Here is a 26993-nt window from a genome sequence, read left to right as displayed (position 1 = left end):
GTCCGCCCGCATGGAGCTGCCCGTCCTGCGAACCCAGCCCGGCGCCGCCAACCTCGAGCGCGCCCTCACCAACGCGATCGCCGGCGAGGTGCGCTTCGACCAGCACGACCGCATGCTCTACGCGACCGACGCGTCGCTCTACCAGGTCGAGCCGCTCGGCGTCGTCATCCCCGCGAGCACCGACGACGCCGTCGAGGCAGTTCGCGTGTGCGCCGCGCGGGGCGTGCCGATCCTCCCGCGGGGCGGCGGAACGAGCCTCGCCGGGCAATGCACGAACCGGGCCGTCGTCATCGATTTCTCTCCGCGCTGCGCCCGCGTGCTGGAGGTCGACGCCCCCGCCCGGCGCGTCCGCGTCGAGCCGGGCATCACCGTCGACGACCTGAACGACGCGCTCGCGGCCCGGGGCGGTGAAGACGCCTCGCTCTTCTTCGCCCCCGACCCCGCCACGAGCCGGCACGCGAACATCGGCGGGTGCATCGGCAACAACGCCGCCGGCGCACGCTCCGTCCGCTACGGGCGCACGAGCGAGAGCCTGCTGGGCGTGGATGTCTGCCTGGCGGACGGCACGCGCCTGACGCTCGACGAGGGCGCCGCGTCGCGAGATCCGCGCGTCGCACGCCTCACGCGGGCCGTGTGCGAGATCGTCGCACGCCACCACGCGCAGATCCGCGAGCGATTTCCCAGGACGATCCGGCGCAACGCCGGCTACGCGCTCGACATGATCCTCGACCAGATGCAGCGGGCCGGCTGGAGCCCCGGCGGCGCGATCGACGAGCGCGTGTGCGCGGGCGTCAACCTCGCGCACCTCGTCTGCGGCAGCGAGGGCACGCTCTGCGTCACGCTCGGCGCGTCGCTGCGCCTGCACCCTCGCCCGCGCGCCAAGGGGCTCATGGTGCTCGGCTTCCCGGGCGTCGACGAAGCCATCGAGCGCGTGCCCGCCATCCTCACCACCGCCCCCTCCGCCGTCGAACTGCTCGACGACATGGTCGTCGACCTGGCGCGGGCGAACGCCGAATACCGGCGGTACGTCGACCTGATGCCCCAGCCCGTCGAGGGCCCGCTCAAGGGCGTGCTCTACGTCGAGTTCTTCGCCGACTCGGCCGACGATGTGCGAGAGCGCTTCGCCGCGGTGCGCCGCCTCTGCCCGGGCGTCGCCGCCCAGGAGCACGTCGACGCCGGCGCGATGCTCAACGCCTGGAAGCTCCGCAAGGCGGGCGAACCCCTGCTGCACGGCATCCCCGGGCACCGCAAGCCCATCACGTTCATCGAGGACAACGCCGTGCCCGTCGAACGCCTCGGCGAGTTCGTCCGGTCGCTGCGCGAGATCGTCACGCGTCACGGCACGATCGCCGCGTACTACGCGCACGCCAGCGTGGGCGTGCTGCACGTGCGCCCGCTCATCGACCTGCACGACCCGCACGACCGCGTCCGCATGAAGGCCATCGCGCTCGAGGCCGCCGACCTCGCCCGCAGCCTCGGCGGGGTCATGAGCGGCGAGCACGGCGACGGACGCATCCGCTCGCCCTTCCTCGAGCGCCACTTCGGCCACGACCTCATGGGCGCCTTCCGCGACGTCAAGCGCCTCTTCGACCCCGCGAACCTGCTGAACCCCGGCAACATCGTGGACATCGCCGGCGACAGCCCCCGCCCGCTCGAATCCATCACCTGGAACCTCCGCGCCGACCTGTCCTCGCCCGAGCCCGGCCCGCGCCGCCCGGAGGTCGACTGGGGCGGCGTCGAGACCTACTTCGACTACGCCGACCAGCACGGCTTCGACGGCGCGGTCGAGATGTGCAACGGCGCGGGCGTCTGCCGCAAGAAGCAGGGGGGCACCATGTGCCCCTCGTACATGGCGACGCTCGACGAGCGACACTCCACCCGCGGGCGGGGCAACGCGCTGCGGCTCGCCATCACCGGCCAGTTCGAGCAATCTCCCGGCGAAGCCGCGCCCCGCGCGGGCCGCCCGCGCCCGGCGTGGAACGACCCCGGCACGAACGAGACGCTCCGCCTGTGCCTGTCGTGCAAGGCCTGCAAGACCGAGTGCCCGAGCAACGTGGACATCGCGCGCCTGAAGGCCGAGTACGCGGCCCAGCAGTACCGCGAGACCGGCGCGCCCCTCGCGCACCGCATCATGGGCGAGATCCGCACGCTGAACCGCCTGGGCGCTCTGGCGCCGCGGATCGCAAACTTCGGCGCCGCGTTCGGCCCGGCGCGCGCGCTCGCCGACATCGTGCTCGGGCTCGATCCCCGACGGTCGCTGCCGCGCTTCGCACGCTCGCTCGCCGCGCGATGGGACGAGGAGCACGCGGCCCGCGCACAGGCCGGGCTCGCCGACGGCTCACCCCCGCCGGGCGCCCCGCGCGTCGCGCTGTTCGGCGACTGCTTCACCATGTTCAACGAGCCGGGCATCGGCCTCGCCACGCGCCGCGTGCTCGAAGCCTGCGGCTACGAGGTCGTCCTCGCCGACGCCGGCTGCTGCGGGCGCGCGAAGATCTCCCTCGGACTGCTCCCGCAGGCCATCGACGAGATCGACGCCACCATCGAGCGTCTCGCGCCCGTCGCCGCCGACCCGCGCGTCGTCGCGATCCTCGTGGCCGAGCCCTCGTGCCTGTCGGCCATCAAGGACGACTGGCTCGCCCTCAAAGTGCGTGCCGAGCGAACCACCCGCGCGACGATCGCCGCCAAGGCCTTTCTGCCCGAGGACTTTGTCGAGTCGCGCTGGACCTCGCATCCGCGGGCGCCCGCCTTCCGCCGGCCCACCGCCGACGTCCTCCTGCACGCGCACTGCCACCAGAAGGCCCTGTGGGGCGCGAACACCAGCGCCGCGCTGCTCCGGCGCGTCGCGCCGGGGCGGCTCACCGTGCTCGACACCGGCTGCTGCGGCATGGCCGGCTCCTTCGGCTACACCCGCGACCGCTTCGACCTCTCGCAGAAGATCGGCGAACTGGCGCTCTTCCCCGCGTTGCGCGGCGCGCCCGACGCCATCGCCTGCGCCACCGGCACGAGCTGCCGCCACCAAGTGCACGACGCCCTGCACCGCGACGCGCTGCACCCCATCGAAGTCGCCGCGGCGCTGTTGGAGACGCCCGCATGACCATCCGCGTCCGCCCCGCGACGCCCGACGATGTCGGCGTCATCCTCGAACTCGTCCGCGATCTCGCCGTCTACGAGCGGGCGCCCAACGCCGTCGAGACCACGCCCGTGATGCTGCGCGACGCGCTCTTCGGCGAGCGCCCCGCCTGCGAGGCGTTCATCGGCGAGGTCGACGGCGTCGCGCAGGGCATCGCCGTCATCTTCCACAACTTCTCGACCTGGACGGGACGCCGCGGCGTGTACCTCGAAGACCTCTTCGTCCGCCCCGCCGCCCGCGGGCACGGCCTTGGGCGCGCCCTGCTGCGCGAGGTCGCCCGCGTCGCCCTCGCGCGCGGCTGCCCGCGCGTCGACTGGCTCGTCATCGACTGGAACGAGCCGGCCATCGGCTTCTACAAGGCCCTGGGCGCCACGCCCCTCTCCGACTGGACCATCTTCCGGCTGCAGGGCGAGGCGCTCGCCAACCTCGCGCACGAGCCCGGCTGAGCACGCCGCCCGACGCCCGCTACAGCGGCCGCTGGTCGATCACCGTCTTCGTCACGTGGTCGTAGGTGTACAGCACGTCGGCCTGCTCGCTCGTGCGGCATGCCTTGTGCGTCCCGTCGCACATCGGGAACCGCCCCGACAGCCCGCACGCGCACACGAAGATCGGCTTGAGGTTGCCCTGCTCGTCGCGCGGAAAGTCCGCCGGGTCGATGCGGACCGGGCCGGTGGCGTCGAGTCGGATGAGTCGCGGCATGGGTGTCGTCCTCGTGGCGTGACGGGCGGCGTGAACGGCCCGCCGAACGAGGCCTACACGATCGGCGGGAGCGATCGCAGGATATCCGTGACGACGCGCTCGCTCGACGCGGCGTCGGCGATGGTCCCGCCCTTGGGCACCACGCGGTGCGCGCACACCGCGACGACGTTCTCGACGACGTCCTCGGGCAGCGCATGGTCGCGCCCCGCGAAGAGCGCCGACGCCCGGGCCGCCTGCGCGAGCGCGAGCGACCCGCGGGGCGAGAGCCCGTGCAGCAGGCGCGGGTCACGCCGGGTCGCGTTCGCGAACGCGACGATGTACTCCAGCAGCGGGCGCGCGATCGTCACGCGGTCGACCGCCTCCTGCAGTGCCAGCAGGTCGGCCCGCGAGATCGCCGGCCGGAGCGAGTGCAGGGGCGAGTTCGCCGGGCGATCGCGCAGCACGCGCGATTCCTCGTCCGGGCTGGGGTAGCCGATGCTCACGCGCATCAGGAACCGGTCGAGCTGGTTCTCGGGCAGGGCGTACGTCCCCTCGAAGTCGAACGGGTTCTGCGTCGCGATCACCATGAACGGCGCCTCCAGCGCCAGCACCCGCCCGTCGACCGTCACCGTCGATTCGGCCATCGCCTCGAGCAGGGCCGCCTGCGTCCGCGGGGGCGTGCGGTTCACCTCGTCCGCCAGCACCACGTTCGCGAAGATCGGCCCCTTCTTGAACGTGAACGTCCCCGTGCGGGCGTCCAGCACTTCCACGCCCAGGATGTCGCTCGGCAGCAGGTCGGGCGTCAGTTGCACGCGGCTGAACGTCGCGTCGATGCTCCGGGCCAGCGCCGTCGCCAGCACCGTCTTGCCCACGCCCGGCACGTCCTCGATCAGCAGGTGCCCGCGCGCCAGCAGGCACACGATCACGCGGTCCACGACGTCCTGCTTCCCGAACAGGACCGAGGCGACGTTGTCACGCAGTCGGGATATGGCGTCGTGCATGCGGGCGGCTGCGATGATAGCCGCCGCCGGATACGCTGCGCGCAATGCAGCCCGATTCGGCGCCAGCCGAACCCCCGCCGCCCCCGACCCGCCCGCTCGACGTCGAACTGGGCGGCGACCTGCGCTGTGCCCGCTGCGGGTACAACCTCCGGGGCCTCTCCATCCGCGGCACTTGCCCCGAGTGCGCCACCCCTGTCCGCGCCACCATCCTCACCAAGGTCGACCCCTACGCCGACGAACTCCGCCCGCTCCGCACGCCCCGACTCACCGCCCTCGCCCTGCTCGTGTGGGGAATCGCGCCGGGTCTCGCCGCCGCGCTCTTCTGGTCGCTCCGCGTGGCGGGCCCCACGTGGGGGCCGGACGGTTGGCTCTCGCCACCGGTCCTTGGCGTCGTCTTCATCGCCCTCTCAGGTCTGGCGGCGCTCGCGCTCGTCCGCCCGCACGCCGGCATCCGCCCGCGCGACGTCGTCGTCACGCTCTGCGGCGTGGCGCTCTACATCCCCCTCGTCTGGGCCCTGTGGCGGCTCCACGCCGGCCCGTTCGCCGGCCACCTCGGCGTCTACGGGAGCGACGCGACGCCTCTCCCCGCCCGCCTCTGGACGCGGGTCGTCGCGAACGTCTGCATCGGCGCCATCCTGCTGCTGCTCCGCCCCAACGCCCGCACGCTCGCCGCCCGCAGCATGCTCATGCGCGCCGGACGCGTCGACCGCCAGACCATGCTCGCGCTCGCCGCCGTCGCGGGGGTGCTCCTGCTGGGCGACCTGCTCCGCCTCGCCGGAATTGGCAGTAGCCTGGGCCCCCGCGAGATGCTCGATCAGGCCGGGCAGGTCCTCACGCTCATCGGCTCGCTGCTGCTCACCATCGGCCTCGTCGGCGTCGCCTACGACTGCGTCCGTCTCTACCCTGTGCTTACCGAGGCCCCGCTGTCGTTCGGGCAGATCATCGCGGCCCGCCCGGCCGCACCCCGGGGCGCCCAGAAAGACCCGCCCCGATGAAGCAGGCGCAGCGAGACCGGTTCGACGCTCTCCTCGAAGAGGTTATCGACGCCCTGCCCCGCGGCGTTCGCGCCCTGCTCGACGAGATTCCCGTTGTCGTTGATGACGTGCCCGACGCCGCCCTGCTCCGCGAGATGGGCGAGGACGATCCCCTCGCCCTGCTCGGGCTGCACACCGGCGTCGCTTTCACCGAGCAGAGCGTCGAGCACCACGCCGAACTACCGGCCGACATCCGGCTCTTCCGCGAGGGCATCGTCGATCACGCGGGGGGCTGGGACGGGCCCGACGCCGACGACGCCGTCCGCGAGCAGATCCGCGTCACGCTGCTGCACGAGATCGGACACCAGTTCGGGCTCGACGAGGACGACCTCGACCGCCTGGGGTACCAGTAGCCTCCCGGGGCCGGCGGCTCCGCCGGTGAATCGGCGCTCACAGCGTCATGACTTCCTTTGTCTTCTCGTCGATGCGCTGATCCACCGCGTCCTCGTACTTCTTGAGCAGCGTCTGGATCTCTTCCTTGAGGGTCTCGATCTCGTCCTCGGGAATGTTGTGCCCGGGCTGGTTCTTCAGGGCGTCGGCGTGCTTGTTCGCGTCGCGCCGCGCGTTGCGGATGACGACCTTGGCCTCTTCGCCCATTTTCTTGATGCGGGCCGCGTCTTTCGCGCGGCGCTCGGCCGACATCGGGGGCACCATCAGCCGGATCTGCTTGCCCTCGCTGATGGGGTTGAGCCCCAGCCCCGACTTCTCGATCGCCTGCTTGATCGCCGCGATCGACGCCTGGTCGAACGGCTTGATGAGCAGTTGCGTGGGCTCGGGCACCGACACCGACGCGATGCTCTTGAGGTCCGACTGCGACCCGTAGTACTCGACCTTCACGAACTCCACCAGCGCCGGCGACGCCCGCCCCGTGCGTACCCCTCGGAGTTCGGCCTTCAGGTAGTCCAGGGCCTTCTCCATGTGCTCCTCGGCCTCGAGCAGGATCGTGTCAGGGTCCGACATCATGCATCTCCGAACCGGCGGGCCGAGTTCCCACGAAACCCGATCCCGCGCCGTGCGTCAGTCTACGTCACTCCCCGCGGGTTCTCACGCAACCTTCGGGGCCCGCGAGCGGTACAGCGATACGGGGCCATGGCTGGTCCGTGGGGCGTCGGCCCGCCCGCGCCCGCCCGTGCCGGGGGTGCCCGCCGCTACGCCGAGTGCAGCAGCGTGCCGATCGGCTCACCCCGCGCCACCCGCGCGATGTTCCCGGGACGCTTGAAATCAAACACGATCACCGGAATCCGCTGCTCGCTGCACATCGCCAAGGCGGTCATGTCCATCACGCGCAGGTTCTTGGCCATCGCCTCCGAGAAGCTCAGCGACTCGAACTTCACCGCCGTCGGGTCCTTCTTGGGGTCCGCGCTGTAGACCCCGTCCACCTTCGTCGCCTTCAGCAGGATCTCGCACTCGAGCTCCGTCGCCCGCAGGGCCGCGCACGTGTCCGTGGTGAAGAACGGGTTGCCCGTCCCCGCCGCGAGGATCACGACCCGCCCCTTTTCCATGTGCCGCAGCGCGCGGCTGCGGATGAAGGGCTCCGCCACCGCGCGGATCTCGATCGCGCTCATCGCCCGGCAATCAACCCCCAGCGACACCAGTTTTTCCTTCAGCGCCAGGGCGTTGATCACCGTGCCCAGCATGCCCATCTGGTCCGCCGTCGCCTGGGCGATGTGCCCCTGGGCCGCCAGTTCGGCCCCGCGGATGATGTTCCCCCCGCCCACGACCACCGCCAACTGCACCCCGTCGGTGCGCGCCTCGCGGATCTCCCCCGCGATCGCGTCCAACTCCGAGGAATCGATCCCGAAGCCCCCGGGCTTGCAGAACGACTCGCCGCTGATTTTGAGAAGAATCCTCCGGTAGGCGCGGCGGGCAGAATCGCCCCCCCCGCGCGTCCTCGTCGCCGTGCCCATGCGAGTCACTCCATCGACCCGAGCGGTCTGCCAAGCGTACGCACGCGGTGGTCCGATACACTCCCCGGGCCGCCCACAGGGCGCGTTCACGGATGAACACCACGCCGACCCAGCACGCCCCGCCGCAGATCGGCAACGACCGTGACGCGGTGATCCCGCCGACTCTCGGCGAGCTCCTCCTCCGCTGGATCGGCAGCGCCGCCGTGCTCGCGCTTCTCGCCTCCCTCGGGCTTCACCTGGCCGGCTGGCAGATTTCCCGCTTCATCCAGATCGGCCCCTCGACCCGCGCCCAGCAGGGCGGCGAGGACGACGGCTCCGTCGAGATGGCCATTCTCTCCCAGGGCGAACTCGACGCCATCATCGGCAGCGCCATCGACGCCGGAACGCCCAGCGTGCCCGACGCCCTTCCCGAAGACGTCGGCATGACCGCCGACATCCCCGAGGCCATCGGGGGCGAGGGAGAACTCGGCGGCGAGCCCGGGCAGATCGGCGAAGTCGGCGACGTCGGCGGCGGGGGCGACATCGGCGGCGGGGGCGAAGGGTCCGGCCTGGGGGGCGGCGGGGGTGGCGCGTCGTTCTTCGGCGTCGAGGCCACCGGTCACCGCTTCGCGTACATCGTCGATGTCTCCGCCTCCATGGACGACGTCCGCATGAACGCCCTGCGGCGCGAACTCATCCGCTCGGTCGAGGCGCTCCTCGAGACCGCCCAGTTCATGATCATCAAGTACTCGTCCGACGCCAAGCAGATCGGCGACGTCGAGGGCTGGCAGGAGGCGTCACCCGCCGTGCGCCGCGCGATGCGCGCCCACATCGACGGGCTCCTGGCCGAGGCCAACACCTTCCCGGTCCCCGGCTTCGAGATCGTCGCCGCCCGCCGCCCACGCCCCGACGCGATCTACTTCATGACCGACGGCGAGTTCAGCGACGACGACACCACCCGAATCATCGCCATGGCCAAGCAGATGAAAGTGCCCGTGCACGGTATCTGCCTGGGTTCTCAGGAAGGCGAGACCCGCATGCGCGCAATCGCCCGCGCCACCAAGGGCACCTTCACCTTCGTGAGGCTGGACCGATGACCCCCCGCCCGCGCGCGATCTTGCTCGCCGCCGGCGTGTGCCTGTGCACCGCGCCCGCCACGCGTGCGCAGGCCCCGGCAAGCGAAGGCCCGGCCCGGGCATCCGCGCCCGACCCGCCGGCCCAGGTCCTGCGCCTGCGCGGCGGGCAGGCGCTGCGGGTCCGCGTCGTCGAGTCGACGCCCGAGGCGCTCGTCGTCATCGCCGAGGGCCGCCGCACCCTCATCGGATGGGAACGCGTCGCCGATGTCCCGAGCCTGCCGCCCGAGATGCGCACGCTGGCCGATGACGCCTGGCGGGCCGCGTCGCGCGTTGGCCGGGGCGACTACGTCACCGCCGAGCCGCTGTTGGAAGAGTTGTTCCCCGCGATGCGGGGCTTGGTGGGGCCCACGCCCGCCGCGGTCGCGTCGGGCCTGCTCAAGTGCCGCCTGGCGCGCGGCGCGGTGGTGGGGGCGGTCGAGCCCATGCTCGCGCTGGCGGCATCCCGCAGCGAGGGCGACCAGTCCTGGCTGCCCGCCGAGCCCCCGTCCATCAGCGCGCCGGGCGACCGCCTCGCGTCGGGCCTCGCGTGGGACGAGCAGTTGCGCCTCAGCCCCGGCGTGCCCCCCATGTGGGCCCCGCTGCCCAGCGTCCGGGCGCAGGCCCAGCGGGGCGACGCGCTCGCGAGCGGCCTGGGCGACGGGAGGGGCGCGCGCCTCGCCCAGATCTACCTGCACGCGCTCCGACACGAGGCCGGGCTCCCCACCCGGTTGGCCCCGCGGCCCGACGCCGACGAAGGCGTGCTGCTCGCGCACGACGTCGTCGCCGCCCGCACCGGCGACCCGCCCGCCCGCGCCGCGGCCGTCGTCGCCCTGCGCGCCCGCCTCACGCCCGACACCCCGGCGTGGACGCGCGCCTGGCTGCACGCGGCGGTCGGGCGCTCCATGATCCGCGAGCTCGAGACCGAGACGAAGCTGCTGGGCGTCGCCGAACTGCTGCGCGTGCCCGCCCAGTTCGAGCGCGACGTGCCCTACCTCACCGGGCTGTGCCTCGCCGAGGCCGCCGTCACGCTGCACCAGTTGGGCGAGCCCGACGCCGCGAACTCGCTGTACGCAGACCTGACCGAACGATTCGCCGGGCACCCCGTGCTCGCGTGGGACGCCCTGGCGCCGCTGCGTGCCCAGGCCCGACGCGCATCGCCCGCCCCAACCGAGCCAGACGACGCACCAACCGCAGGAGGTCCCCCGTGATCGACGTGACCGCCCAGGCCTCCTTCGCGCTGCTCGCGCAGGCCCCCGCCCCCGAGCCCGAGACCACCCGCTCGCTGCTCGACTACATCCGCGCGGGCGGGCTGCTGGGGTACATCCTCATCGGGCTCTCCATCTCGTCGCTCGCGCTGGTGATCCTCCAGTTCATCCGCCTGCGCGCCGACGCCTGGATGCCGCGCGACGTGCAGGACGCCCTCACCCGCCTCGTCCGCGAGCAGGACCTCGACGGCGTGCGCCGCTACTGCGACGACCCCGCCAACGCGAGTTTCCTCACCGCCGTCATCGGCCGCGCCCTCGCCCGCTGCGGACGCAGCGCCTTCGGCTTCCTCGAACTGCGCAGCGCCATCGAAGAGGCCGGCCAGATCGAGGCCGACCGGCGCTACCGCACGAACGACGGGCTCCAGCTCCTCGCGGCCCTGGGCCCGATGCTGGGCCTGCTGGGCACCGTCATCGGCCTCATCGGCGCCTTCGGCAGCCTCGCCGACCTCGAGGGCGCCACCCGCTCGCGCGAGCTGGCCAGGTTCATGTCCCTCGCCCTTGTGAACACCGCGCAGGGCCTGGCTGTCGCCATCCCCTGCACCGCGTTCTACTTCTACTTCAAGCGCCGCATCGACCGCCTCGCGACCGACGCCGGTACCGTCGTCGAACGCATCGTCACGCCGCTTGAAGGGCGCGGCGCGCCCGACAAGCCCGCGCCTCCCCGCGCGGCCCAGCCCGCGCCGGTCCAGCGCCCCGCGCCGCGCCCCGACGCCCCCCGCGGGGTGGGTGCCCCGTGAGGTTCGGCCGCACCATCCACGAGGACACCGCCGAGTTCGACCTCACCGCGATGGTCGACGTCGTGATGCTGCTCGTCATCTTCTTCGCGTTCACGGCGCAGTTCACGCGCACGCTCGCCACGCCCGTGGACCTCCCGCGTGAGCAGGGCGCCCGCGAGGCCGCCGGCGCCGCGCCAAAGGCCCTCGTCATCGACATCACCCGCGACGGCTCGTTCCTCGTCATGGGGCAGCGGGCCGACCCCGAATGGCTGGTGCAGTCCGTCGCACGCGACGTCCGCGCCGCCGGCGGCGGGCAGAACCTCGACGTCATCGTCCGCGCCGACCGCGCCGCGTCCGCGGCTCACCTCAACACCCTCGCCGGCGTGCTCTCCCGTGCGGGCGTCCGCACCTGGCGCCTCGCCACCTCCGCCGAGGAGGGCCCCCGCCCATGAACTTCGCCCGCTCCACGGGCCGCGGGCACGGGCACACGCCCCGCCTCCCGCTCGTCGCGATCATCGACGTCGTCCTCTTCCTGCTGCTGTACTTCTGCTATGTCGCCGACCTGACGCCCGAAGAACGCCACCTGGCCAGCGCCATCCAGGCCGACACCAGCCCGGGCGGCGCGTCGGGGGGCCTGGTGCCGCAGGTCCTGATCGTTGAATCCGCGGGGGGCCGCGTCCGGTACAGGATGGGCGAGCGCGTGATGGAGTCGCGCGAGGCGCTGGGGGCGGTCCTCCGCAGCCTGCCGACTTCCGCGGGCATCGTCATCCGCGTGAACGCCGACGTTCCCGTGGGTGCCGCGGCCGCCGCGGTCGCGGCCGGTCGGGAGGCGGGTTTCACGAAGATCAGCTATGTGCCCGGGTCGTAGCGTCCAACTCCTCGCCTTCTGCTCGCTGCTGGGCGTGCTCGCGCCCGCCTCGACACTGCTCGCCCAGAGCGAACCCACCGGCGACGAAGTTCTGGAGGCCTACCTCGCCGACCACGGGCTCGAGCGCGTGCTCGCCGCCCACCTCCGCAGGCGACTGTCCGAGGGCGCCCCGGAAGACCGCGTTGAGGCGGCCGAGTCGCTGGGCCGCCTGTACGTCCGCATGCTGACCGGCACGACCGACGCCGCCCGGCGCCAATCGCTCGAGGCCGAGTCCCGCCAACTGCTCGAGATCGTTCCCGAGGCCGAGTCGTACGAACTGCGCATCAACCTCGCGAAGGCGACGTACCTCCAGGCGGAGGAACTCGCCGAGCGCGACGCGCTGAAACTCCTCTCGCCCGCGGACCGGGCCGAGGCCGAGCGCGTGCTGCGCACCGTGCGCCCCGTCTTCGACGAACTCGGCGCCAAGCTGCACCGCAAGATCGAGGTGCTCGAGGCGCGCGAGCCCAACGCGCGCGACGCCGACCTCGAGGCCATCCGCGCCGAACTCTCCGACGCACGCCGCCTGCGCTCGCTCGCCCGCTACTACGCCGGCTGGTCGGGGTGCTACCTCGCGATGCTCACCAACTCGCCCCGCGACGCCCAGGCGGCCCTCGTGGACTTCGGCGCCATCCTCAACGCCGTCCCCGGGCGCCCGGCGAGCGTCGAACGCATGCCCAAGGACCTGCTGCGCTACGAGCACGTCGCCCGCGCCTGCATGGGAGCCGCCCTGTGCGCCTCGCTGCTGGGCTCGCATGTCGAGGCCCAGCGCTGGCTCGACGAACTGGAACGCGCCGAGGACCTGCCCCCGAGCGTCGCCGAGCAGTTGTTCGCCCGGCGCATCCGCGTCGCCGCCGCCGCCGGCTACTGGGCCGACATCGACCTGCGCGTGAAGCGCCATCGCCTCGTCGACGACGAACTCGGGCGAGAGGATCCGCGCCTCACCGTCCCCGAGGCCCGCCTGCTCGCGATTGAATCACTCCAGGCGGCCCGCAGCCAGGACACCCGCCCGGGCCTGCGCCCCATCGCCGAGCGATGCGCCCAGATCGCCCTCGCCGATCTCGTCTCTCGCGCCGAGGTCGGGCACGTGCTCGACCTCGTCCGCCTCTTCGGCACCGCGCCCATCGGCGAGAAGGGCTTCATCGTCGGCTACGTCCGGGGCCTGCAGACGTACGAACGCGCCCGCGAGTCGCACCGCGCCACGGGATCGGCCGAAGAGCCCGCGACCGACGCCGCCACCTCCAACCTCTACCGCGAGGCCGCCGAGTTGCTCGGGGCGGCGCTCGACGCCGCCGACGCACGCGACTTTCCCGCCGAACTCCCGCGCGCCCGGGTGCGCGAAGGCCTGGCGCTCTACTACGCGGGCGCGTTCGCCCCCGCCGCCGAGCGCTTCCAGCGGGCCGCGCAGGGTGCCCCGCCCGACGTGCGGCGCGACGCGCTGTGGTACGCCATCGTGTCGCTCGACCGCGCGGTCGAGCGCGGGCTGGCGTCGAACATCGAGCCGCGCGACCGCCTGGCGACGCTGTACCTGCAGGAGTTTCCGGGGTCCGACAACGCCGCCCGCCTGCTCCTGCGCCAGACGCGCGCCGATCGTCTGAGCGACGCGAAGTCCGTCGAGGTGCTGCTCGCGGTGCCGGACGATTCCCCGCTCTTCGAGGCGTCGCGTCGCCAGGCCGCCCGCCTGCTGTACGCGCTGTTCAAGCGGGCCTCGCCCGCCGATCGCGACTTCGCCGCCCTGCGCTTCGCGGACGTGGGGGAGTTGGCCCTTCGCCTCGAGCGTGCGCGGGCGCTGGCGGGCAACGACGAGGAATCGCGTCGGGCCGCAGACGCGGTGGTGCTCCGCGTCCGCCAGCTCGCCGACGCGCTGCTCTCGCTGGCGGCGCCGGACGTCGCGCGTGCCGAGGCCGCGATGCTGGCGCTCGACGCCGTGCAGTCGCACCACGGTCTCCCGCTCGATGAACTGCAGTCCGAGCTGCGATTTCGCCGGTTCCAGATCGCGCTCGCGAAGGACGACGAATCGCAGGCCCGCCGCCTGCTCGATCTCCTCCGCCAGGACCCCGACGGGTTCTCGCGCGGCGCCGACCGGCTCATGCTCCGGCGCGCCCAGCTCCGCTGGAAGGACGCGCCGCACGATCCCCAGGCCGCCCGCGATGTCGTCGGCTTCGGCCTGCGCGTGCTCGACGAACTCGAGGGCGCCGGCGAGGGCGTGGTGCTCGCCTCCGTCCGCGAGTCCGTCGCCGACGCCGCCGCGGCACTCTTCCGCGCCACCGACGACCCCGCCATGCGCGAGCTCGCCATCCGCACGGATCGCGCCCAGCTCGAGAGCGGGCAGCGCACCCTCGCCTCGCTCCGCCGCCTCGGCGAGTTGCTCGAGCGCGACGGCGACCCCGCCGGTGCCCTCAGCGCGTGGAACGAGGTGCTGCTCAGCACCGAGAGCGCCAGCGACGCCTGGTTCGAGGCCCGCTACCACTCGCTCCGGCTCATGGTCAAGACCACCGACCCCAACACGCACGCCGCCTTCGAGCAGTTCATCGTCCTTCACCCCGACCGCGGCCCGGAGCCCTGGCGCTCCAAGTTCCAGGAGCTGGAGCTCGCCCGCCCCGCCCCGCCCGCACCACCACCCGCGCCCGCTCCCGGGACACCCGCTCCCACGGAGGCACCCCCACGGTGAGCGACACCCAGCGCAGCCCGGCGCAGCAGTTCTTCGGCGCGGACGTGCGCTCCGATCCGCGCAGCCTGCTCGCGCTGCCCGACGGCCCGTACCTCGACCAGGACGTCCTCGACGCCCTGCACGCCCGCCTCGCCACCATCGACGCCCACCCCAACGCCAACAGCGTGCTCGCCGATGAAGTCCGCATGGCGCTCCACGCCGCCGCCGCCCGCCTGCTCATCGCGGCGTCCGACGCGCCCGCCAACGACACCTCGCTGCGCGAAGAACTCCTCCGCGCGGTCGGTGTTTCCGGCGGGTGGAATCGCGACGCCATGCGCCGCGTCACGCTCATCGCGCAGTCGCACGGCATCGACGCCGACCAACTGATGGCCGCCGTCGCAGACCTGACGCGTGCGCCCGCGTCCCCGCCGCCGCCTCGTCTCCGACTCCGAGAGGCCGCGCCGCCGCTGCCCTCGCCCCCGCCGCAAACCGCCGTCGCGCCCGCCGCGCGACGTATCGATGTGCCTTCGAGCACGCCGCCAGTCCCGATCGGCGCCGACGAGTTCCCGCCCATCGAGACCGGCAACCGCCCGGTGAAGGTGCTCGTCGTTGCGGGCGCGGCAATCGTCGGCGTGGTGGTGCTCGTCGCGATCGTGGGCGTCCTCATCCTGCTCGGCACGCCCTCCGCGCCCCCGGGCGCCACGCCTCCGCCGCCCACGCCCGAAATCGCGCAGGCTGCGCCCCCCGTCGCGCCGGCCGGGGCCGATGCCCCCGCGCAGTTGTTCCCCGCGCCGCCCCCGCAGACGCCCGCACCAACGCCGCCGCCCACCCCGGCGCGCGTGGGCGACTTCACCGACGTGCTGCGTGAACTCGACGCGAGCGTGCAGGCGCTGGAGCTCGATCCCGACGCCGCCCTCGACCGCTACGAGCGGGCCTGCCGGCGCGTGGAGGTCGAATGGGTGACCGGCAGCCCCGACGCCGTCGTCGCCGCCGTCGCCTCGCAGGTCGAGTTCGTCTACCGCGCGTCCGACAGCGCCTCCCGCGGCGCCATCGCGGTTGCCGCGGCCATCCCTCCCGACGCCCGCGCGGCCTCCGCTCCCGTCAGCGCGTCACTCGTCTCGACGCAGACCTGGCGGGGCGGGCTCGCCGCCCGGTTCCTCCGCGAGCGCGACCTGCCCACCCCTGTCCGCGACGCCTGCCGCGACGCCTTCGCACGCGCATTCGCGGGCGGATCGGCGCCCGCCGAGACCACCTTCCGCGCCGGCGCGCTCGCGTCGCTCGCGGCCCTGCCCGCCCGCCTGCTCGTGCCGCCGAACGCCGACGAGCGCACGCTCCGCGACGCGGACCAGGCGTGGGACGCGTACCTCGCGACCGCCCGGGCCCTGCAGGGCGATGGCGAGTCGCTCGACCAGCGCTTCGGCGTGCAGGCGATGGACCAGCTCATGCGCGAAGCCCCCGAGCCATTCCAGAGCCGCGCCGTGTTCGACGCGCTCACCCGCCTCACGGCGACGCTGTCCTGGCGCGAGGGCGACGCCACGCGGAACGCGCTGCTCGGCTGGTTCGGCTCGCCCGCGATCAGCGGCGCCGACCTGCACGCGGTGACCGCGGCGATCGCCACGAAATCCGGCGCGCCGGGCGTGGACTTCACGATGGTGCTCTCCCCGGGCGCCACCGACTCCCAGCGATCGGAACTGCGCGAACGCTACGGGAGCGTGTGGGGCGTGCTCGCGGGCCCGACGCGATCCGAACTGCTCGACCGCTGGATGACCCTCGCGCGCGAGGCGCTCGTGCCGCCGCCGGGCACCCCCGCCGGCGACATCGCCGCCGCGACAACCCTCGCGCGCCTCAACGAGGCCGCCACCCTCCTCTGGGCCGGTCGCACCGAGGGCGTGGCGTCGCTGATTTCCGCGGCACCGCTCCAGCCGCCCGCCCCGCCGACGCCCGGCGCGTCGGCGCCCGCGCTGCTCCGGTCCGACGCCGACGTGCTCACGACCACCTGGGCCGTGCGGTACCTCAGCGCCGGGCAGGCCATCCCCCCGCGCCGCGAGATCCTCAATCAGATCTCGCAGCCCCCCTCGCCGCTCGAGGCCGACATCATCGCCGACGAGGCGATGCGCGGCTCGCCCGTGCAGGTGCGACAGGACGCGCGGGCGCTGGTGCTGCGCTACTCGGGCGAGGCGACCATCGTGAACGCCCTGCTCGAACTCAGCCCGACGCTGCCCGCCACGCGCGACAACTCCAACCTGCTCGCCCAGGTCTGCCTTTCCCCGCTCCCTTCTCCGCGCAGCCCGCAATGGCGCGTCGCGGTCCGGCGGGCGCTCGTCGAGCGCCTCATCGAACTCGTCACCGACGAAGGCGAACTCGCGTTCTTCGACAAGGCCGCCGCCGAGATCGCGACCTCGTACCTCGGGCGACTGGGCGACACCGCCGCGGACGCCGCCGAGCCTCCTCCGCCGGAAGCCTCCGCCGCCACGCTCCGCGCCCGCATGCGCCGCGACGCGGAATCGCTGCTCGTCACCGGGCGCGAGCCGTTCGGCCTGCTCGAGCTCGACGCCCGCCGTGCCGCTCGCGTGCAGGTCGCCTCCGGACGCATCCAGGCCTTCGCCGCCGAGCAGGTGTCGCTGTGCGAACTCCTCGCGTACATGGTTGCGTCCGAGCGGGCCGATGCCGCTTCCGAGGCCAAGGCCGCCCTCGCCGACCTGGAAGCCTCCCGCGCCGGCGCACGCCACGTCTTCTCGCAGATCGAGGCCGGTGAACGCGCGATGCTCCGACTCAACCTGCTCCGCTTCGGTGGGGGTGCCTCATGACACGCCGGCTCGTGCCCGCCGTCATCCTCGCCGCCGCCGTGGCGGCCCACGCGCAGCCCGCGCCCCCGACGCCCCCCGAAGCAGCCGGGCAGGCGATCCCGCCCGCCGAACCGATCGAGCGACGCCTCTCCGACCGGCTGCTGGCGCTGGCGCCCACAGATCCCGAGGCGTATCTGCTCCTGGGCGAAGAGGCCGCCGCCGAAGCGCCAGACGCCGATTCGCGCGAGCTCGCGACCACCCTGCTCGTGCTCGCGTTCGAGACCGGACGGGCGGCCCCTGGCTCCGGGTGGATCAGCGCCGCCGCGTGCCTCGCGCTCGCCGACCTCACCCGCGACGAGGGCGAACGCCGGTGGCTCGTCGCGCTCGCGCGGACGTTCGACCCGCGCCACGCGCCCCCGCCCTGGATGCAGGCCGGCCCGCCCACCGCCGTCGAGTCCGACGAGTACCAGGCCGTGCTCTTTCTCGGGCTCGTTCGCAGCGGCGAAGGGCTCCGCGCCCGTCAGTTGCTCGCGCGGCCCGCGGTGCGAGCCTCGCTCGACCGCTACGACACGCTGCTGCGTCGCCTGGGCGCGGGCAGCGTCTCGTCGCTCTCGCGCGAGGCCGAACGCTGGCCCTGCCCGGAGTGCGGCAACGACCGCCTGCTCAAGCGCGGGCGTGCCGACCCGCGCATCTGCTTCCATTGCGCGGGCAACCCCGGCCCCCGGCTGACCCGCGCCGAACTGCTGGCGCACCTGCGTTTCGAATCCTGGGTGCTCGAGGGAACCCAGCGCTCCTGGGCCGCCCAGGTCGTGACCGATGCCGGGGCGCCCCTGCACGATCCAACCCCCGATGGCGTGGCCCGCGTCTTCGAAGTCGACCCGCGCGCCGTCTACTGGCGCGACGGCCGCTGGGTCCGCACGCCCGACGGCTCAGAACCCGCCGAAGAACCCGCCGACGCGCCGAGCAACGAGCCCGCGACGAGCACGCCCGCGCCCAGCACCTCCGGCTCGTAGCGCACCGCCCGCCCGGCGCAACGCGCACCTAGAGTCGGCCTCGCCCGCGCCGGGCGATCGGGAGTGTTGCCCATGTCCGAGGTCGCACCGTCCGCCGCGGGCCAGTCCGCCGGCGAGCCCCAGCCCAAGCCCACCATCACCTTCGAGGAGTTCGCCAAGGTCGACCTCCGCGTCGCCAAGGTGCTCTCGTGCGAGCCGCACCCGACCGCCGACCGCCTGTACAAACTCCAGGTCGAAGACGGCTCGGGCACGCCCCGCCAGATCTGCGCGGGCATCCGTCAGTACTACCAGCCCTCCGACCTCGTCGGCGCCACCATCGTCATCGTCGCCAACCTGGCGCCCCGCAAGATCCGGGGCGAAGACTCCAACGGCATGCTCCTCGCCGCCAGCGACGCCCCCAAGGACGCCGGCGTCGAACGCCGCGTCGTCGTGCTCACCACGCGCAGCGAGATGCCCCCGGGCTCGATCGTCTCGTAGTTCCGCCGAACCCAGGCACCCGCTTCAGGGCTTGCGCCCCGGCCGACCGCCCGGACGCCCGGGACCCTCTTCGCCGCCCCGTCCCTCGAGCACGCGCCGCACCACATCATCAATGCGTTCGGCCGCATCTGTGTCGCGCTGGCGCAGTTCGCCCTTCATCGACTCGATGCGCTTCTCGAGCACGGTGATCTCGTGCGCCATCAACTTCGAGCGAGCCTCGTTCTGCGCCACCATCGTCTCGCGCAGACGCGCGGTGGGGGCCTTGAGGTCCTCGCCCGCGCTCTGCGCCCGGCGCACCTCGCGGATCGCCTCGATAACCTCGACCCCGGCACGAACCTCGTCGACGCGCAGCGCGAACAGCGTGGGATCGCTGTTCCGCAGGCGGGCCGCGTCCTGCAGTCGCGGCGCGATGCGCCCCAGGAACCGGTCCGCCGCCTCGGGATCAACCTCCCGATACTGCTCCAGGCGCTTCGCGAACTGGGGCATGACCTCGCCCAGGAACTTCAGAACTCGCGTGCGTGACTCGGGGGTCAGGGGCTGCCCGGGGCCCGCCAGGCCCCAGCCCTCCCCTTCCCGAGGCCGCGGACGATCGTCGCCCGGCCCCGGCCCATCCGGTCCGTCCGGCCCGAACCGCCGCTCCGCACCCTCGCCCCGCGGGCCCTCGCCCCGGCCCGGCTCCAGGCGCGCGCCCATCCGCAAGATCCCCTCGAGCCCGCGCACGACCTCGCGCGGCTCTTCCCCGGCCTCCAGACGCGTCAGCGCGTCTCGTATCCGCTGCTCGCGCTCGTCCATCTCGTCCAGCCAGCGCTCCAGCCGCCGCTTGAGTTCTTCGCCGTTCCCGAACCCCGCGCGCGGCACGTCCGCCGGCGGAGGTGGAGCCCCCCCCGGGCCCGCCGGCTGCGCCGCAGCCGCGCCGCACGCCATCACGAGCACCAACGCCGCGACCATCGGCTTCCTCACAGCGCGCCTCCTAGCACATCGTCCTCGTCCAGCGACCGCACCGACTCCGCCAGGGCGTCCGCCTCGCTGAAGAGCACGGTCATCGCGCGGTCGTCGAACACCAGCGACAGATCCTCGTCCGACACGTCCGCCAGCGACGCGACGACCGGCGGCGCCCCGGGCTCCCCGCCCAGACGACCCAGGATCGCCGTGCCCGCCACCGCCGCCAGACCCAGCACCGCGGCCACGCGCAGGCCCGCCCGCCACCCGCCGCCCGCGCGGTGGCGCCCCGCCGGGCGCACCGAGCCGACTTCGTCCGGCGCATGCGCAATCGCCATCACCGGCGCGGCTCGCAGCCGCCCCACGGTCGCCGCCGTCAGGCGCGCCTCGAACCCGGCGTCGGGCTCGGCGCGCTCCGCACGCGCCAGCGCGTCGAGGCGGGACGCCATCAGGGCGTCGGGCGTGTCGTGTGTGTGTTCGTTGTGCGTCATGTCGTGACCTCCCCGCGAACCTCCGCCGCTTCCATCATTTCCCGCAGCTTGCGCAGCGCCCGGTGGTGACGCGCCAGCAAGGTGCCCAGGGGCTCGCCCAGCATCTCGGCCATCTCCTTGAAACTCATGCCCCCGTGGTGACGCAACTCGATGACCTCCCGGTCCGCGTCCGCCAGACGATCCATCGCGCTCCGCAGCGCGTCCAACTCGCTCCCGCCCGTCGCGGCATGCCCGCTCGCCGCCACGCCCTCCACCGCCTCGCCCGCCGCCATCTCCGGACGCCGCCGCACCGACCGCACATGGTCGCGCACGCGGTTCATCACCACCCGGAACAGCCACGCCTCGAACCGGCCCTGTTCCACGTACTCCCCGCTCGACAGCTTCGTCGCAACCGTTGCGAGCACCGATTGCGTGATGTCCTCCGCCACCTCGCGCTTCCTGCAGCGGCTCTTCGCGAGCGCGAAGATCCGCCGCCCGTACATCCCCACCAGCACGCCCCACGCCTGCTGGCTCCCGCCCGCCGCCTCGCGCAGCACGCGCGCCAGGTCGGCGTCGGGTCCGTCCCCTCCGGACGGCAGCGCAGAGCCGACGGCTTCTTCGTGCCGGGGATGTTCATGCCCCATCGCCTGTCGAACTCCTTGCCCGGCGCACAACGCCGCCGCCGCCCGCTCATTGCCTTTTCCCGGCGCCCGAGCCTAGGTTTCCCCCGTGCACCAGGTCGTCTACACGGTCGCCGCGTTTCTTCCGGACGATGCCGTTCGTCAAGAGTATGTTCGGTGGCTTCAGGACGGGCACACCGCCGCCGTCGTCCGGGGCGGCGCGCTCGCCGCCGAGGTCGTCCTCGTGCTCGAGCCCGCCGCACCACCGCAGGTCATCACGCGGTACGTCTTCCCTGACCGGGCGGCTTATGACCGCTATGTCGCGGAGGTCGCCCCCGCGCTGCGGGCCGAGGGCGTCCAGCGCTTCGGCACGCGGGGGGTGCGATTCGAACGCACACTCGGAACGATCCTGTAGTATTGCCGGGCGTCCTTCAATCAGCGCCGTGCGGAAAGGGGCCGGGTGGAGCAGGCCAGCGACGAAGTACTGTTCGAGCAGTATCGGACCGGCGACCGGGGCGCCCTCCGAACGCTCATCGAACGCCACCAGGCGGAACTCATGCGGTTCCTCATCCGCCTGGCCGGCGACGCCGCCGGCGCCGAGGACGTCTTCCAGGAGACCTTTCTCCAGATTCACCTCTCCGCCGACACATTCGACCCCACGCGCCGCTTTCGTCCCTGGCTTTTCACGATCGCGGCGAACAAAGCGCGCGACTACCTCCGTAGGAAGGGACGGCGGAGGATGCTGGAACTCTCCGCCCCGGTCGACAACGGCTCCGACGACTCGGGCACGTCCTACGTCGACCTGATGGAGATCAACCTGCCCGGGCCCGACGCCCGGCTCGACGCGGAGGAGACAAGCCGGCTCGTCCAGGAAGCCCTCGACGAGATGCCCCCGCTCCTCCGAGAAATCCTGCTCCTGGCCTACTTCCAACGCCTCAGCTACGCACAGATGCACGACGAACTGGGAATCCCGCTCGGCACCGTGAAATCTCGACTCCACGCGGCCGTCGCCGCGTTCGCGAAAAAGTGGGACGCGCTCGCCCGCGCACGAGGTTCGACAGAAGACCACCCCAGGACGCCGCCTCACACGCCATGACCACCGACCACGCCCATCCGACCGACTTCAATCAGCACCGGCTCTCTCCCGCCGACCAGCACGCTCTCGACGACATCTGCTCCGCAGGCTGGGACCCGCGCCGCGTCTCGGACGAGCGCCGACACCGGGCCGATCGCATCGTCTCACTCCTCTCCCTGCTCGATCGCGCCGATCCCGGCCTGCGCGCCCGCGACCCCGCAACCCTCGCGGATGTCACCATGGCTCGCGTGCTCCGCGCCGCCCCGGCCCGGGAGCCGGCCCTTTCCACCGACGACCAGGACGCCCTCGACGCCTTCGTCACCGAACGATTCAGCCCCGAGCGCGTCCCCGCTTCGCTCCGCCCACGCGCCGAGCGACTCGCCCTCATCGGCTCGCTCCTCACGGCCTCGGCCGGGCCCGCCATCTCCAACCCCTCGCTCGTCGAGCGCACGCTGTCGGGCGTGCCCATCCGCGTCCGCCGCCAGGACCGCTCCTCGCGCGCCGTGTTCGGCGGCTTCCGCCTGGGCGATCTCGTCTCCGTCGCCGCCACGCTGCTCATCGCCTCCTCCATCCTCGTCCCGATGGTCTCCACCGTCCGCTCGCACCAGGCCCGGGGCGCGTGCGGCACCAACTACGCCACGCTCGCCGGTGCCTTCGGCATGTACTCCAACGACTATCGCGACCAGTTGCCCGTCGCCGCCGCCGGCCTTGGTGGCGGCGCGTGGTGGGAGGTCGGCGGCGGGCCCGGAAAGTCCAACTCCGCCAATCTCTTCCGTCTGCCCAAACTCCAGTACACCACGCTTACGGCGATGGCCTGCCCGAACAACGACGCCGCCCCCGCCGGCCGCTGCCCGACGAACGCCGAAGACTGGTCCTGCATCTCCGAGGTTTCGTACAGTTATCAGAACATGTTCGGCGAGAGCCGCCCGCGCTGGTCGCAGGGCCCCCGCCTCGTCATCCTCGCCGACGCGTCGCCCGTCGTCCGCAGCGTCCTGGCCGGGTCCGCCTGGGTCGCCGGGCAGAACTCCGCCAACCACGGCGGCAAGGGCCAATGGGTCCTGCGCAACGACGGCTCGGGCGGCTGGGTCACCTCCCCGGTCGTCGACGGCGACAACATCTGGCTGACCACCCCGATGCAGCTCGCCGAGCAGACCGCGCTCGAACTGGGGCGTCGCGGCGTCCGCGAGGGCTTCATCGAGATCCGCGGGCGCGAGTTCCCCTCCTCCGAGGAAGACGCGTTCCTCACGCCGTGACCCGCTCCCCGGCGAACGCGCCCGCCCACGGGTGGTAGAACCCGGCGGGGCTGACGCCTAGCATCCTGACCCTGCCCGGCGCGACTTTTCGTGTCGGGCGGTCGAATCGCACGCGGAGCCCGCTGGATGTCCAAGAACAAGAGCCACAAAGGCCTGCTGAAGCGCATCCGGATCACCAAGACCGGAAAGGTCCGTCATCGCATGGCCGGTCACAAGCACCTGCGCTCGGGCAAGGGCGGACAGCGCCTCCTCCAGATGCGCAAGGACCCGTACATGGCCTCGGCGGACACGAAGCGCCTCGAGAAACTGCTGTACCGCCGACTGCGCGGGCGAACGCAGCCCAAGTCGGCGATGCGCCGCAGCCCCTCGCCCGCCCAGCGCCGCGCCGCCCGTCAGGCCGCCAAGAGTTCGTAACCGATCCCTGCCCGTCGGGCTTGAAGCCGGAGGGCCGCCCCTCCGCCCCGCACGCGGCGTGATTGAAGGAGCCTCGAGATGCCTCGTGTCCGCAAAGGCGCCGCCCGCGCCCAGGCCCGCAAGCGTGTCCTCCGCAAGGCACGCGGGTACTTCGGCGTCAAGTCCAAGAACAAGTACCACGCCGTCAACGCGCTCGTCCGCGCGGGCGTCTACCGCTTCCGCGACCGCCGCCGCGTCAAGCGCGACTACCGGCGCCTCTGGGTCACGCGCATCACCGCCGCCTGCCACATGCGGGGCACCCGCTACAGCCTCTTCCTCAACGGCATCAAGCGCAGCGGCATCCTCCTGAACCGCAAGATGCTCAGCCAGATCGCCATCGAAGACCCCAAGCTCTTCGACACGATCTGCCAGAGCGCCGTGCAGGCCAGCCGCGCCACCCCCGCCAAGACCGCCTGAGCCCCGTCCCCCGGCGGGCCCCGCGGCGCTGTCGCCCACGCGCCTGAGATATTTCGCGCGCGTGCAGATACGCTCCGCCCATGACCGGCTGGTGGCTCAGCGACATCTGGCACCTCAACCCCGTCTTCGCGCTCGCGTGGCTCGGTTGGGTCATCGTCTCCATCACCCTCCACGAACTCGCCCACGGCTGGGTCGCGATCCTCTGCGGCGATGACGTCCCCATCCGCTCCGGGCACATGACCTGGAACCCCACCGTCCACATCCCATTCCCCTGGGCGTGGATCATGCTCGCGCTCTTCGGATTCACCTGGGGGCTCATGCCCGTCCAGCCCGCCAACTTCCGCGGGCGCTACGACGACGCCAAGGTTTCCTTCGCCGGCCCCGCCATGAACCTGCTGCTCGCGGCCGTCTGCCTCGTGCTCGACGTCGCCTGGCTCACGTTCATGACCTCCACGCCCGATCCCTTCCACGCCAACGTCCACACCGTGCTCTGGACCGGCCTCATGATCAACCTCATGGGCTTCATGTTCAACCTGCTCCCCGTCCCCCCGCTCGACGGCTCGCACATCCTCCGCAGCCTCGTCCCCGCCTACCGGCGCATCTGGGAAGGGCCCAACGCCGCCATGTACGGCATGGCCGCGTTCGCCGCGCTCTTCCTCTTCGGCGGGCGGTACGTCTGGGAGGCCGTGCACACGACCGCGGCCTTCGCCGTGCGCGCAGGGCTCACGCTCGCCGGCGGTGACTGGCGATCCCCCATCTAGCGAGCCGGCCGGCCGCCCGCACGGCGGCGCCCCGTCGGCTCGACGCTCCCCGCCAGCCCGCACAACTTGTACAGCACGCGCGCGCCGACGTTCGCGTCCCACTCGGGCGAACCCTTCGCACCCGGCGCGACCTCCACGAGATCAAAGCCCACCACCGTGCGCCCGCTCGCCCGCAACGCCTCCAGCAGCAGCGACGCCTGGTGGAACGACAGCCCCCCCGGCACCGGCGTGCCCGTGTGCGGGCACAGCGACGGGTCCAGCGCGTCGATGTCGAACGACACGTACACCTGGCGCGGCAGCGACCGGATGATCTTCGCCGCGAGCACGCTCCACCGCTCGCCCTCCAGCAGCGCCTCGGCCAGTTCATGGTCGTACCAGACCCGCACCCGCGACCCCTGCTCGAGCGCGAACGCGCGCTCCCGCTCGCCGAAGTCGCGGATGCCCACCTGCACCACGTGCGCCACGCCCGCGAGGCGCGTCAGCACGTTGTGCATGATCGACGCGTGCGACCACGCGAACCCCTCGAACGCCTCGCGCAGGTCCATGTGCGCGTCCACGTGCAGGATGCCCACACCCGGGAACCGCCGCGCCACCGCGCGGATCGCCCCGAACGGCACCGAATGCTCGCCGCCCAGCACCCCCGGAACGCGCCCCGCCTCCAAAATCTCGCTCACGCGCGCGTCGACGATCTCGTTCACGCGCTCGCACGCCGCGTTCACCTTCGCCAGCGACCGACGCACCGACGCCGGCACCGGCGCGTCCGGCTCGACCCCGCCCCGCGCGATGATCGGGTCCGCGGCCCGGCGCGCCTCCGCGTTCGCTCGCCGGATCTTCGCATCCTCCGGCTGCATCACGATCCCGCGCTCGTACACCCGCCCCAGTCGCGGGTCGAAGAGATCCACCTGCATCGACGCCTCGAACACCGCGCGCGGCCCGCCCGCCGTGCCTCGCCGGTACGACGTCGTCGCGTCGAACGGCACCGGCACCAGCACCACCCCCGCGTCCGCCGCGTTCTCAGGCAACCCAAAGATGCCCGCCCCGGGCTGCGCCGCGGCGTCAGGATCGAACGGCATGCGTCACCTCCACTCGTGCAGGACGCCAGCGTAGCCGTCCGCCTCCCCGCGCACGCGATACGCTGGCCCTCGCGTGCGGTACCTCTTCGTCATCATCGACGGCGCCACCGACGAGCCCTCCGAGGCGCTCGACGACCGCACGCCGCTTGAGGTCGCCCGCACGCCGCGCCTCGACGCACTCGCGCAGGCCGGACGCGTCGGCATGGCCCGCTTCGCACCGCTCGAGGTCGGCGGCGACGACTGGGCCTGGCTCACCGGCGTGCTCGGCGAAGACCCTCGCGTCGTCCCGCTCCCCGGCGGCGCCATCCGCGCCCACGCCTGGGGCCTCGGCCCCGTCCCCGGCGTCCCGCTCTGCCTCGACCTCCTCGGCGAGGGCGAGTCCGACCAGACGCAGGGAATCGCGCAGTGGTGCCACGCCATCAGCCAGGCCGAGACCCGCGCGCTGGTCGAGGCCGTCATGAGCCGCCTGCGCGCCTCGCTCTTGGACCCCTGCGGCGCCTGGACGGTCTCGCACGTCCGCGCGGGCGCCGCCCTGCTGCTCGATCAATCCGGCGAAACCTGGGACCGCGTCACCTGCCCAGGCCCGTCCGCAGTGATCGGACGCGCGTGGGCCGACCTGGGACCCACCGGACGCCGCGCCCCGGCCCAGGTTCTCGCCCGGTGCATGCGCGAGGCCCGCGCCGTCCTCGGCGTCCACGAGGTCAACGCGGCCCGGCGTGAGCAAGGCCTCCGACGCGCAACGCTCGCCTGGGTGTGGGGGGGTGGCCCCGCGCCGGCGCCCCGCACCCCCGACCGACGCCGCGTATTCCTGAGCGAGTCCGACGATGCGTGCGCCGTCGCGAGCCTGCTCGGGTGGACCAGCGAGCCCGTCGCGCCCGGCGCCCTCGCCGATCGCACGCGCGACGCCGCCGGGCACGACGAGGTTGTCTGCGTGCACGACGCCTCGGCCGCCCGCGCGACGCGCGACGTGCGCGACAAGGTCGACGCCCTCGAACGCCTCGACGCCGACCTCCTCGCGCCGGCGCTCGACGCCCTCGCGGAGCGCGCCGGCGATGACTGGCGCGTCCTCGTCACGCCCGGACGCCGCGTCGAGGCCTCCACCGGGCGGGTGCTCGACGCGCACGTACCCTTCGTCGTCAGCGGCGCCTGGATCCGGGGCGTGGTGCCCCGGCGCCTGACGGAAGCGGACGCGGCAGAGGGAGACCTGCAGGTCGACCCCGGGCACACGCTGCTCGAGTTCGTCCTGAAATCGGGACTGACCGGCCGCCGGCGCTGAC

The 26993-nt window shown here is 72.9% G+C and carries 28 protein-coding genes; 20 read left to right on the top strand and 8 right to left on the bottom strand.

Going from position 1 to position 26993, the window contains the following annotated elements; translation table 11 throughout:
- The first annotated feature begins 10 nt into the window (after positions 1 to 10).
- Together SFY69_10805 and SFY69_10800 are read left to right on the top strand one after the other, a co-directional pair.
- Entirely contained in the window at positions 11 to 3094 is a 3084-nt protein-coding gene (locus tag SFY69_10805; protein ID MDX2132527.1) for an FAD-linked oxidase C-terminal domain-containing protein, read from the top strand.
- The gene (locus tag SFY69_10800; protein ID MDX2132526.1) at positions 3091 to 3576 is read left to right on the top strand and encodes a GNAT family N-acetyltransferase; all 486 of its coding nucleotides are present in this window, start codon (positions 3091 to 3093) and stop codon (positions 3574 to 3576) included. The genes SFY69_10805 and SFY69_10800 overlap by 4 nt, the downstream gene beginning before the upstream one ends.
- Positions 3577 to 3595: 19 nt before the next feature.
- On the opposite strand, the gene SFY69_10795 is transcribed toward SFY69_10800, so the two are convergent.
- Both SFY69_10795 and SFY69_10790 read right to left on the bottom strand, forming a co-directional pair.
- On the bottom strand, positions 3596 to 3829 hold the full coding sequence (locus SFY69_10795; protein ID MDX2132525.1) for a CDGSH iron-sulfur domain-containing protein: 234 nt from the start codon (positions 3827 to 3829) through the stop codon (positions 3596 to 3598).
- A 53-nt stretch (positions 3830 to 3882) separates the two neighbouring features.
- Entirely contained in the window at positions 3883 to 4809 is a 927-nt protein-coding gene (locus SFY69_10790) for an AAA family ATPase (GenBank protein MDX2132524.1), read from the bottom strand.
- 44 nt (positions 4810 to 4853) lie between these two features.
- On the opposite strand from SFY69_10790, the gene SFY69_10785 reads away from it, so the two are divergent.
- Both SFY69_10785 and SFY69_10780 read left to right on the top strand, forming a co-directional pair.
- Positions 4854 to 5804: a hypothetical protein gene (locus SFY69_10785; GenBank protein MDX2132523.1), complete on the top strand. Its 951-nt coding sequence runs from the start codon at positions 4854 to 4856 to the stop codon at positions 5802 to 5804.
- Positions 5801 to 6196, top strand: a complete 396-nt coding sequence (locus SFY69_10780; protein MDX2132522.1) for a metallopeptidase family protein — start codon at positions 5801 to 5803, stop codon at positions 6194 to 6196. The genes SFY69_10785 and SFY69_10780 overlap by 4 nt, the downstream gene beginning before the upstream one ends.
- Before the next feature lie 37 nt (positions 6197 to 6233).
- Here SFY69_10780 and frr read toward each other — a convergent pair whose 3' ends face one another.
- Entirely contained in the window at positions 6234 to 6803 is a 570-nt protein-coding gene (gene frr, locus SFY69_10775; GenBank protein ID MDX2132521.1) for a ribosome recycling factor, read from the bottom strand.
- Positions 6804 to 6991: 188 nt separating this feature from the next.
- Positions 6992 to 7750: a UMP kinase gene (pyrH, locus tag SFY69_10770; protein MDX2132520.1), complete on the bottom strand. Its 759-nt coding sequence runs from the start codon at positions 7748 to 7750 to the stop codon at positions 6992 to 6994.
- 92 nt (positions 7751 to 7842) lie between these two features.
- On the opposite strand from pyrH, the gene SFY69_10765 reads away from it, so the two are divergent.
- The 9 genes from SFY69_10765 (at position 7843) to metG (ending at position 18655) form a co-directional block, all read left to right on the top strand.
- The gene (locus SFY69_10765; GenBank protein ID MDX2132519.1) at positions 7843 to 8826 is read left to right on the top strand and encodes a VWA domain-containing protein; all 984 of its coding nucleotides are present in this window, start codon (positions 7843 to 7845) and stop codon (positions 8824 to 8826) included.
- On the top strand, positions 8823 to 10052 hold the full coding sequence (locus tag SFY69_10760) for a hypothetical protein (protein MDX2132518.1): 1230 nt from the start codon (positions 8823 to 8825) through the stop codon (positions 10050 to 10052). The genes SFY69_10765 and SFY69_10760 overlap by 4 nt, the downstream gene beginning before the upstream one ends.
- Positions 10049 to 10846, top strand: a complete 798-nt coding sequence (locus SFY69_10755; protein ID MDX2132517.1) for a MotA/TolQ/ExbB proton channel family protein — start codon at positions 10049 to 10051, stop codon at positions 10844 to 10846. Before SFY69_10760 ends, SFY69_10755 begins: the two co-directional genes overlap by 4 nt.
- Positions 10843 to 11277, top strand: a complete 435-nt coding sequence (locus tag SFY69_10750) for a biopolymer transporter ExbD (GenBank protein ID MDX2132516.1) — start codon at positions 10843 to 10845, stop codon at positions 11275 to 11277. Before SFY69_10755 ends, SFY69_10750 begins: the two co-directional genes overlap by 4 nt.
- A complete protein-coding gene (locus SFY69_10745) occupies positions 11274 to 11693 on the top strand; it encodes a biopolymer transporter ExbD (protein ID MDX2132515.1) in 420 nt (139 codons plus the stop codon). The genes SFY69_10750 and SFY69_10745 overlap by 4 nt, the downstream gene beginning before the upstream one ends.
- The gene (locus SFY69_10740) at positions 11677 to 14400 is read left to right on the top strand and encodes a hypothetical protein (GenBank protein MDX2132514.1); all 2724 of its coding nucleotides are present in this window, start codon (positions 11677 to 11679) and stop codon (positions 14398 to 14400) included. Before SFY69_10745 ends, SFY69_10740 begins: the two co-directional genes overlap by 17 nt.
- Positions 14397 to 17186, top strand: a complete 2790-nt coding sequence (locus SFY69_10735; protein ID MDX2132513.1) for a hypothetical protein — start codon at positions 14397 to 14399, stop codon at positions 17184 to 17186. The genes SFY69_10740 and SFY69_10735 overlap by 4 nt, the downstream gene beginning before the upstream one ends.
- Positions 17183 to 18178: a hypothetical protein gene (locus SFY69_10730; GenBank protein MDX2132512.1), complete on the top strand. Its 996-nt coding sequence runs from the start codon at positions 17183 to 17185 to the stop codon at positions 18176 to 18178. Before SFY69_10735 ends, SFY69_10730 begins: the two co-directional genes overlap by 4 nt.
- 72 nt (positions 18179 to 18250) lie before the next feature.
- Positions 18251 to 18655: a methionine--tRNA ligase subunit beta gene (metG, locus tag SFY69_10725; protein MDX2132511.1), complete on the top strand. Its 405-nt coding sequence runs from the start codon at positions 18251 to 18253 to the stop codon at positions 18653 to 18655.
- A gap of 24 nt (positions 18656 to 18679) precedes the next feature.
- Here the strand turns inward: metG and SFY69_10720 are convergent, their stop codons facing one another.
- The 3 genes from SFY69_10720 to SFY69_10710 are packed head-to-tail and all read right to left on the bottom strand — an operon-like array spanning position 18680 to position 20708.
- Positions 18680 to 19615, bottom strand: a complete 936-nt coding sequence (locus tag SFY69_10720) for a hypothetical protein (GenBank protein ID MDX2132510.1) — start codon at positions 19613 to 19615, stop codon at positions 18680 to 18682.
- Complete coding sequence (locus tag SFY69_10715; protein MDX2132509.1) at positions 19612 to 20085, bottom strand: hypothetical protein; 474 nt, start codon at positions 20083 to 20085, stop codon at positions 19612 to 19614. Before SFY69_10715 ends, SFY69_10720 begins: the two co-directional genes overlap by 4 nt.
- Positions 20082 to 20708 (bottom strand): sigma-70 family RNA polymerase sigma factor, encoded by a 627-nt coding sequence (locus tag SFY69_10710; protein ID MDX2132508.1) that lies wholly within the window; start codon positions 20706 to 20708, stop codon positions 20082 to 20084. The genes SFY69_10715 and SFY69_10710 overlap by 4 nt, the downstream gene beginning before the upstream one ends.
- An 85-nt stretch (positions 20709 to 20793) precedes the next feature.
- On the opposite strand from SFY69_10710, the gene SFY69_10705 reads away from it, so the two are divergent.
- From SFY69_10705 to SFY69_10680, 6 genes are all read left to right on the top strand, one after another.
- Complete coding sequence (locus SFY69_10705) at positions 20794 to 21099, top strand: DUF4286 family protein (GenBank protein ID MDX2132507.1); 306 nt, start codon at positions 20794 to 20796, stop codon at positions 21097 to 21099.
- A gap of 45 nt (positions 21100 to 21144) precedes the next feature.
- Entirely contained in the window at positions 21145 to 21780 is a 636-nt protein-coding gene (locus SFY69_10700) for an RNA polymerase sigma factor (GenBank protein ID MDX2132506.1), read from the top strand.
- Positions 21777 to 23012, top strand: coding sequence for a hypothetical protein (locus tag SFY69_10695; GenBank protein MDX2132505.1), 1236 nt, complete (start codon positions 21777 to 21779; stop codon positions 23010 to 23012). The genes SFY69_10700 and SFY69_10695 overlap by 4 nt, the downstream gene beginning before the upstream one ends.
- Positions 23013 to 23138: 126 nt before the next feature.
- Entirely contained in the window at positions 23139 to 23426 is a 288-nt protein-coding gene (locus SFY69_10690; GenBank protein ID MDX2132504.1) for a bL35 family ribosomal protein, read from the top strand.
- Positions 23427 to 23504: 78 nt separating this feature from the next.
- Positions 23505 to 23882 carry a 50S ribosomal protein L20 gene (gene rplT / locus SFY69_10685; GenBank protein ID MDX2132503.1) on the top strand — a complete coding sequence of 126 codons (378 nt, stop codon included), beginning with the start codon at positions 23505 to 23507 and terminating at the stop codon, positions 23880 to 23882.
- An 80-nt stretch (positions 23883 to 23962) separates the two neighbouring features.
- Positions 23963 to 24643: a site-2 protease family protein gene (locus SFY69_10680; GenBank protein MDX2132502.1), complete on the top strand. Its 681-nt coding sequence runs from the start codon at positions 23963 to 23965 to the stop codon at positions 24641 to 24643.
- Here the strand turns inward: SFY69_10680 and SFY69_10675 are convergent.
- Positions 24640 to 25716, bottom strand: a complete 1077-nt coding sequence (locus SFY69_10675) for an agmatinase family protein (GenBank protein ID MDX2132501.1) — start codon at positions 25714 to 25716, stop codon at positions 24640 to 24642. The two genes, SFY69_10680 and SFY69_10675, sit on opposite strands and share 4 nt — an antisense overlap.
- Positions 25717 to 25789: 73 nt before the next feature.
- Between SFY69_10675 and SFY69_10670 the strand changes: the two genes are divergently transcribed.
- A complete protein-coding gene (locus tag SFY69_10670; protein ID MDX2132500.1) occupies positions 25790 to 26992 on the top strand; it encodes a hypothetical protein in 1203 nt (400 codons plus the stop codon).
- Position 26993 lies beyond the last annotated feature (1 nt).

It is taken from the genome of Planctomycetota bacterium (genome assembly GCA_033763975.1).
Taxonomy (GTDB): Bacteria; Planctomycetota; Phycisphaerae; order Phycisphaerales; family UBA1924; genus RI-211.
Note: the sequence above shows the minus strand (reverse complement) of the source record. Positions and strands in the feature narration are given on the sequence as shown.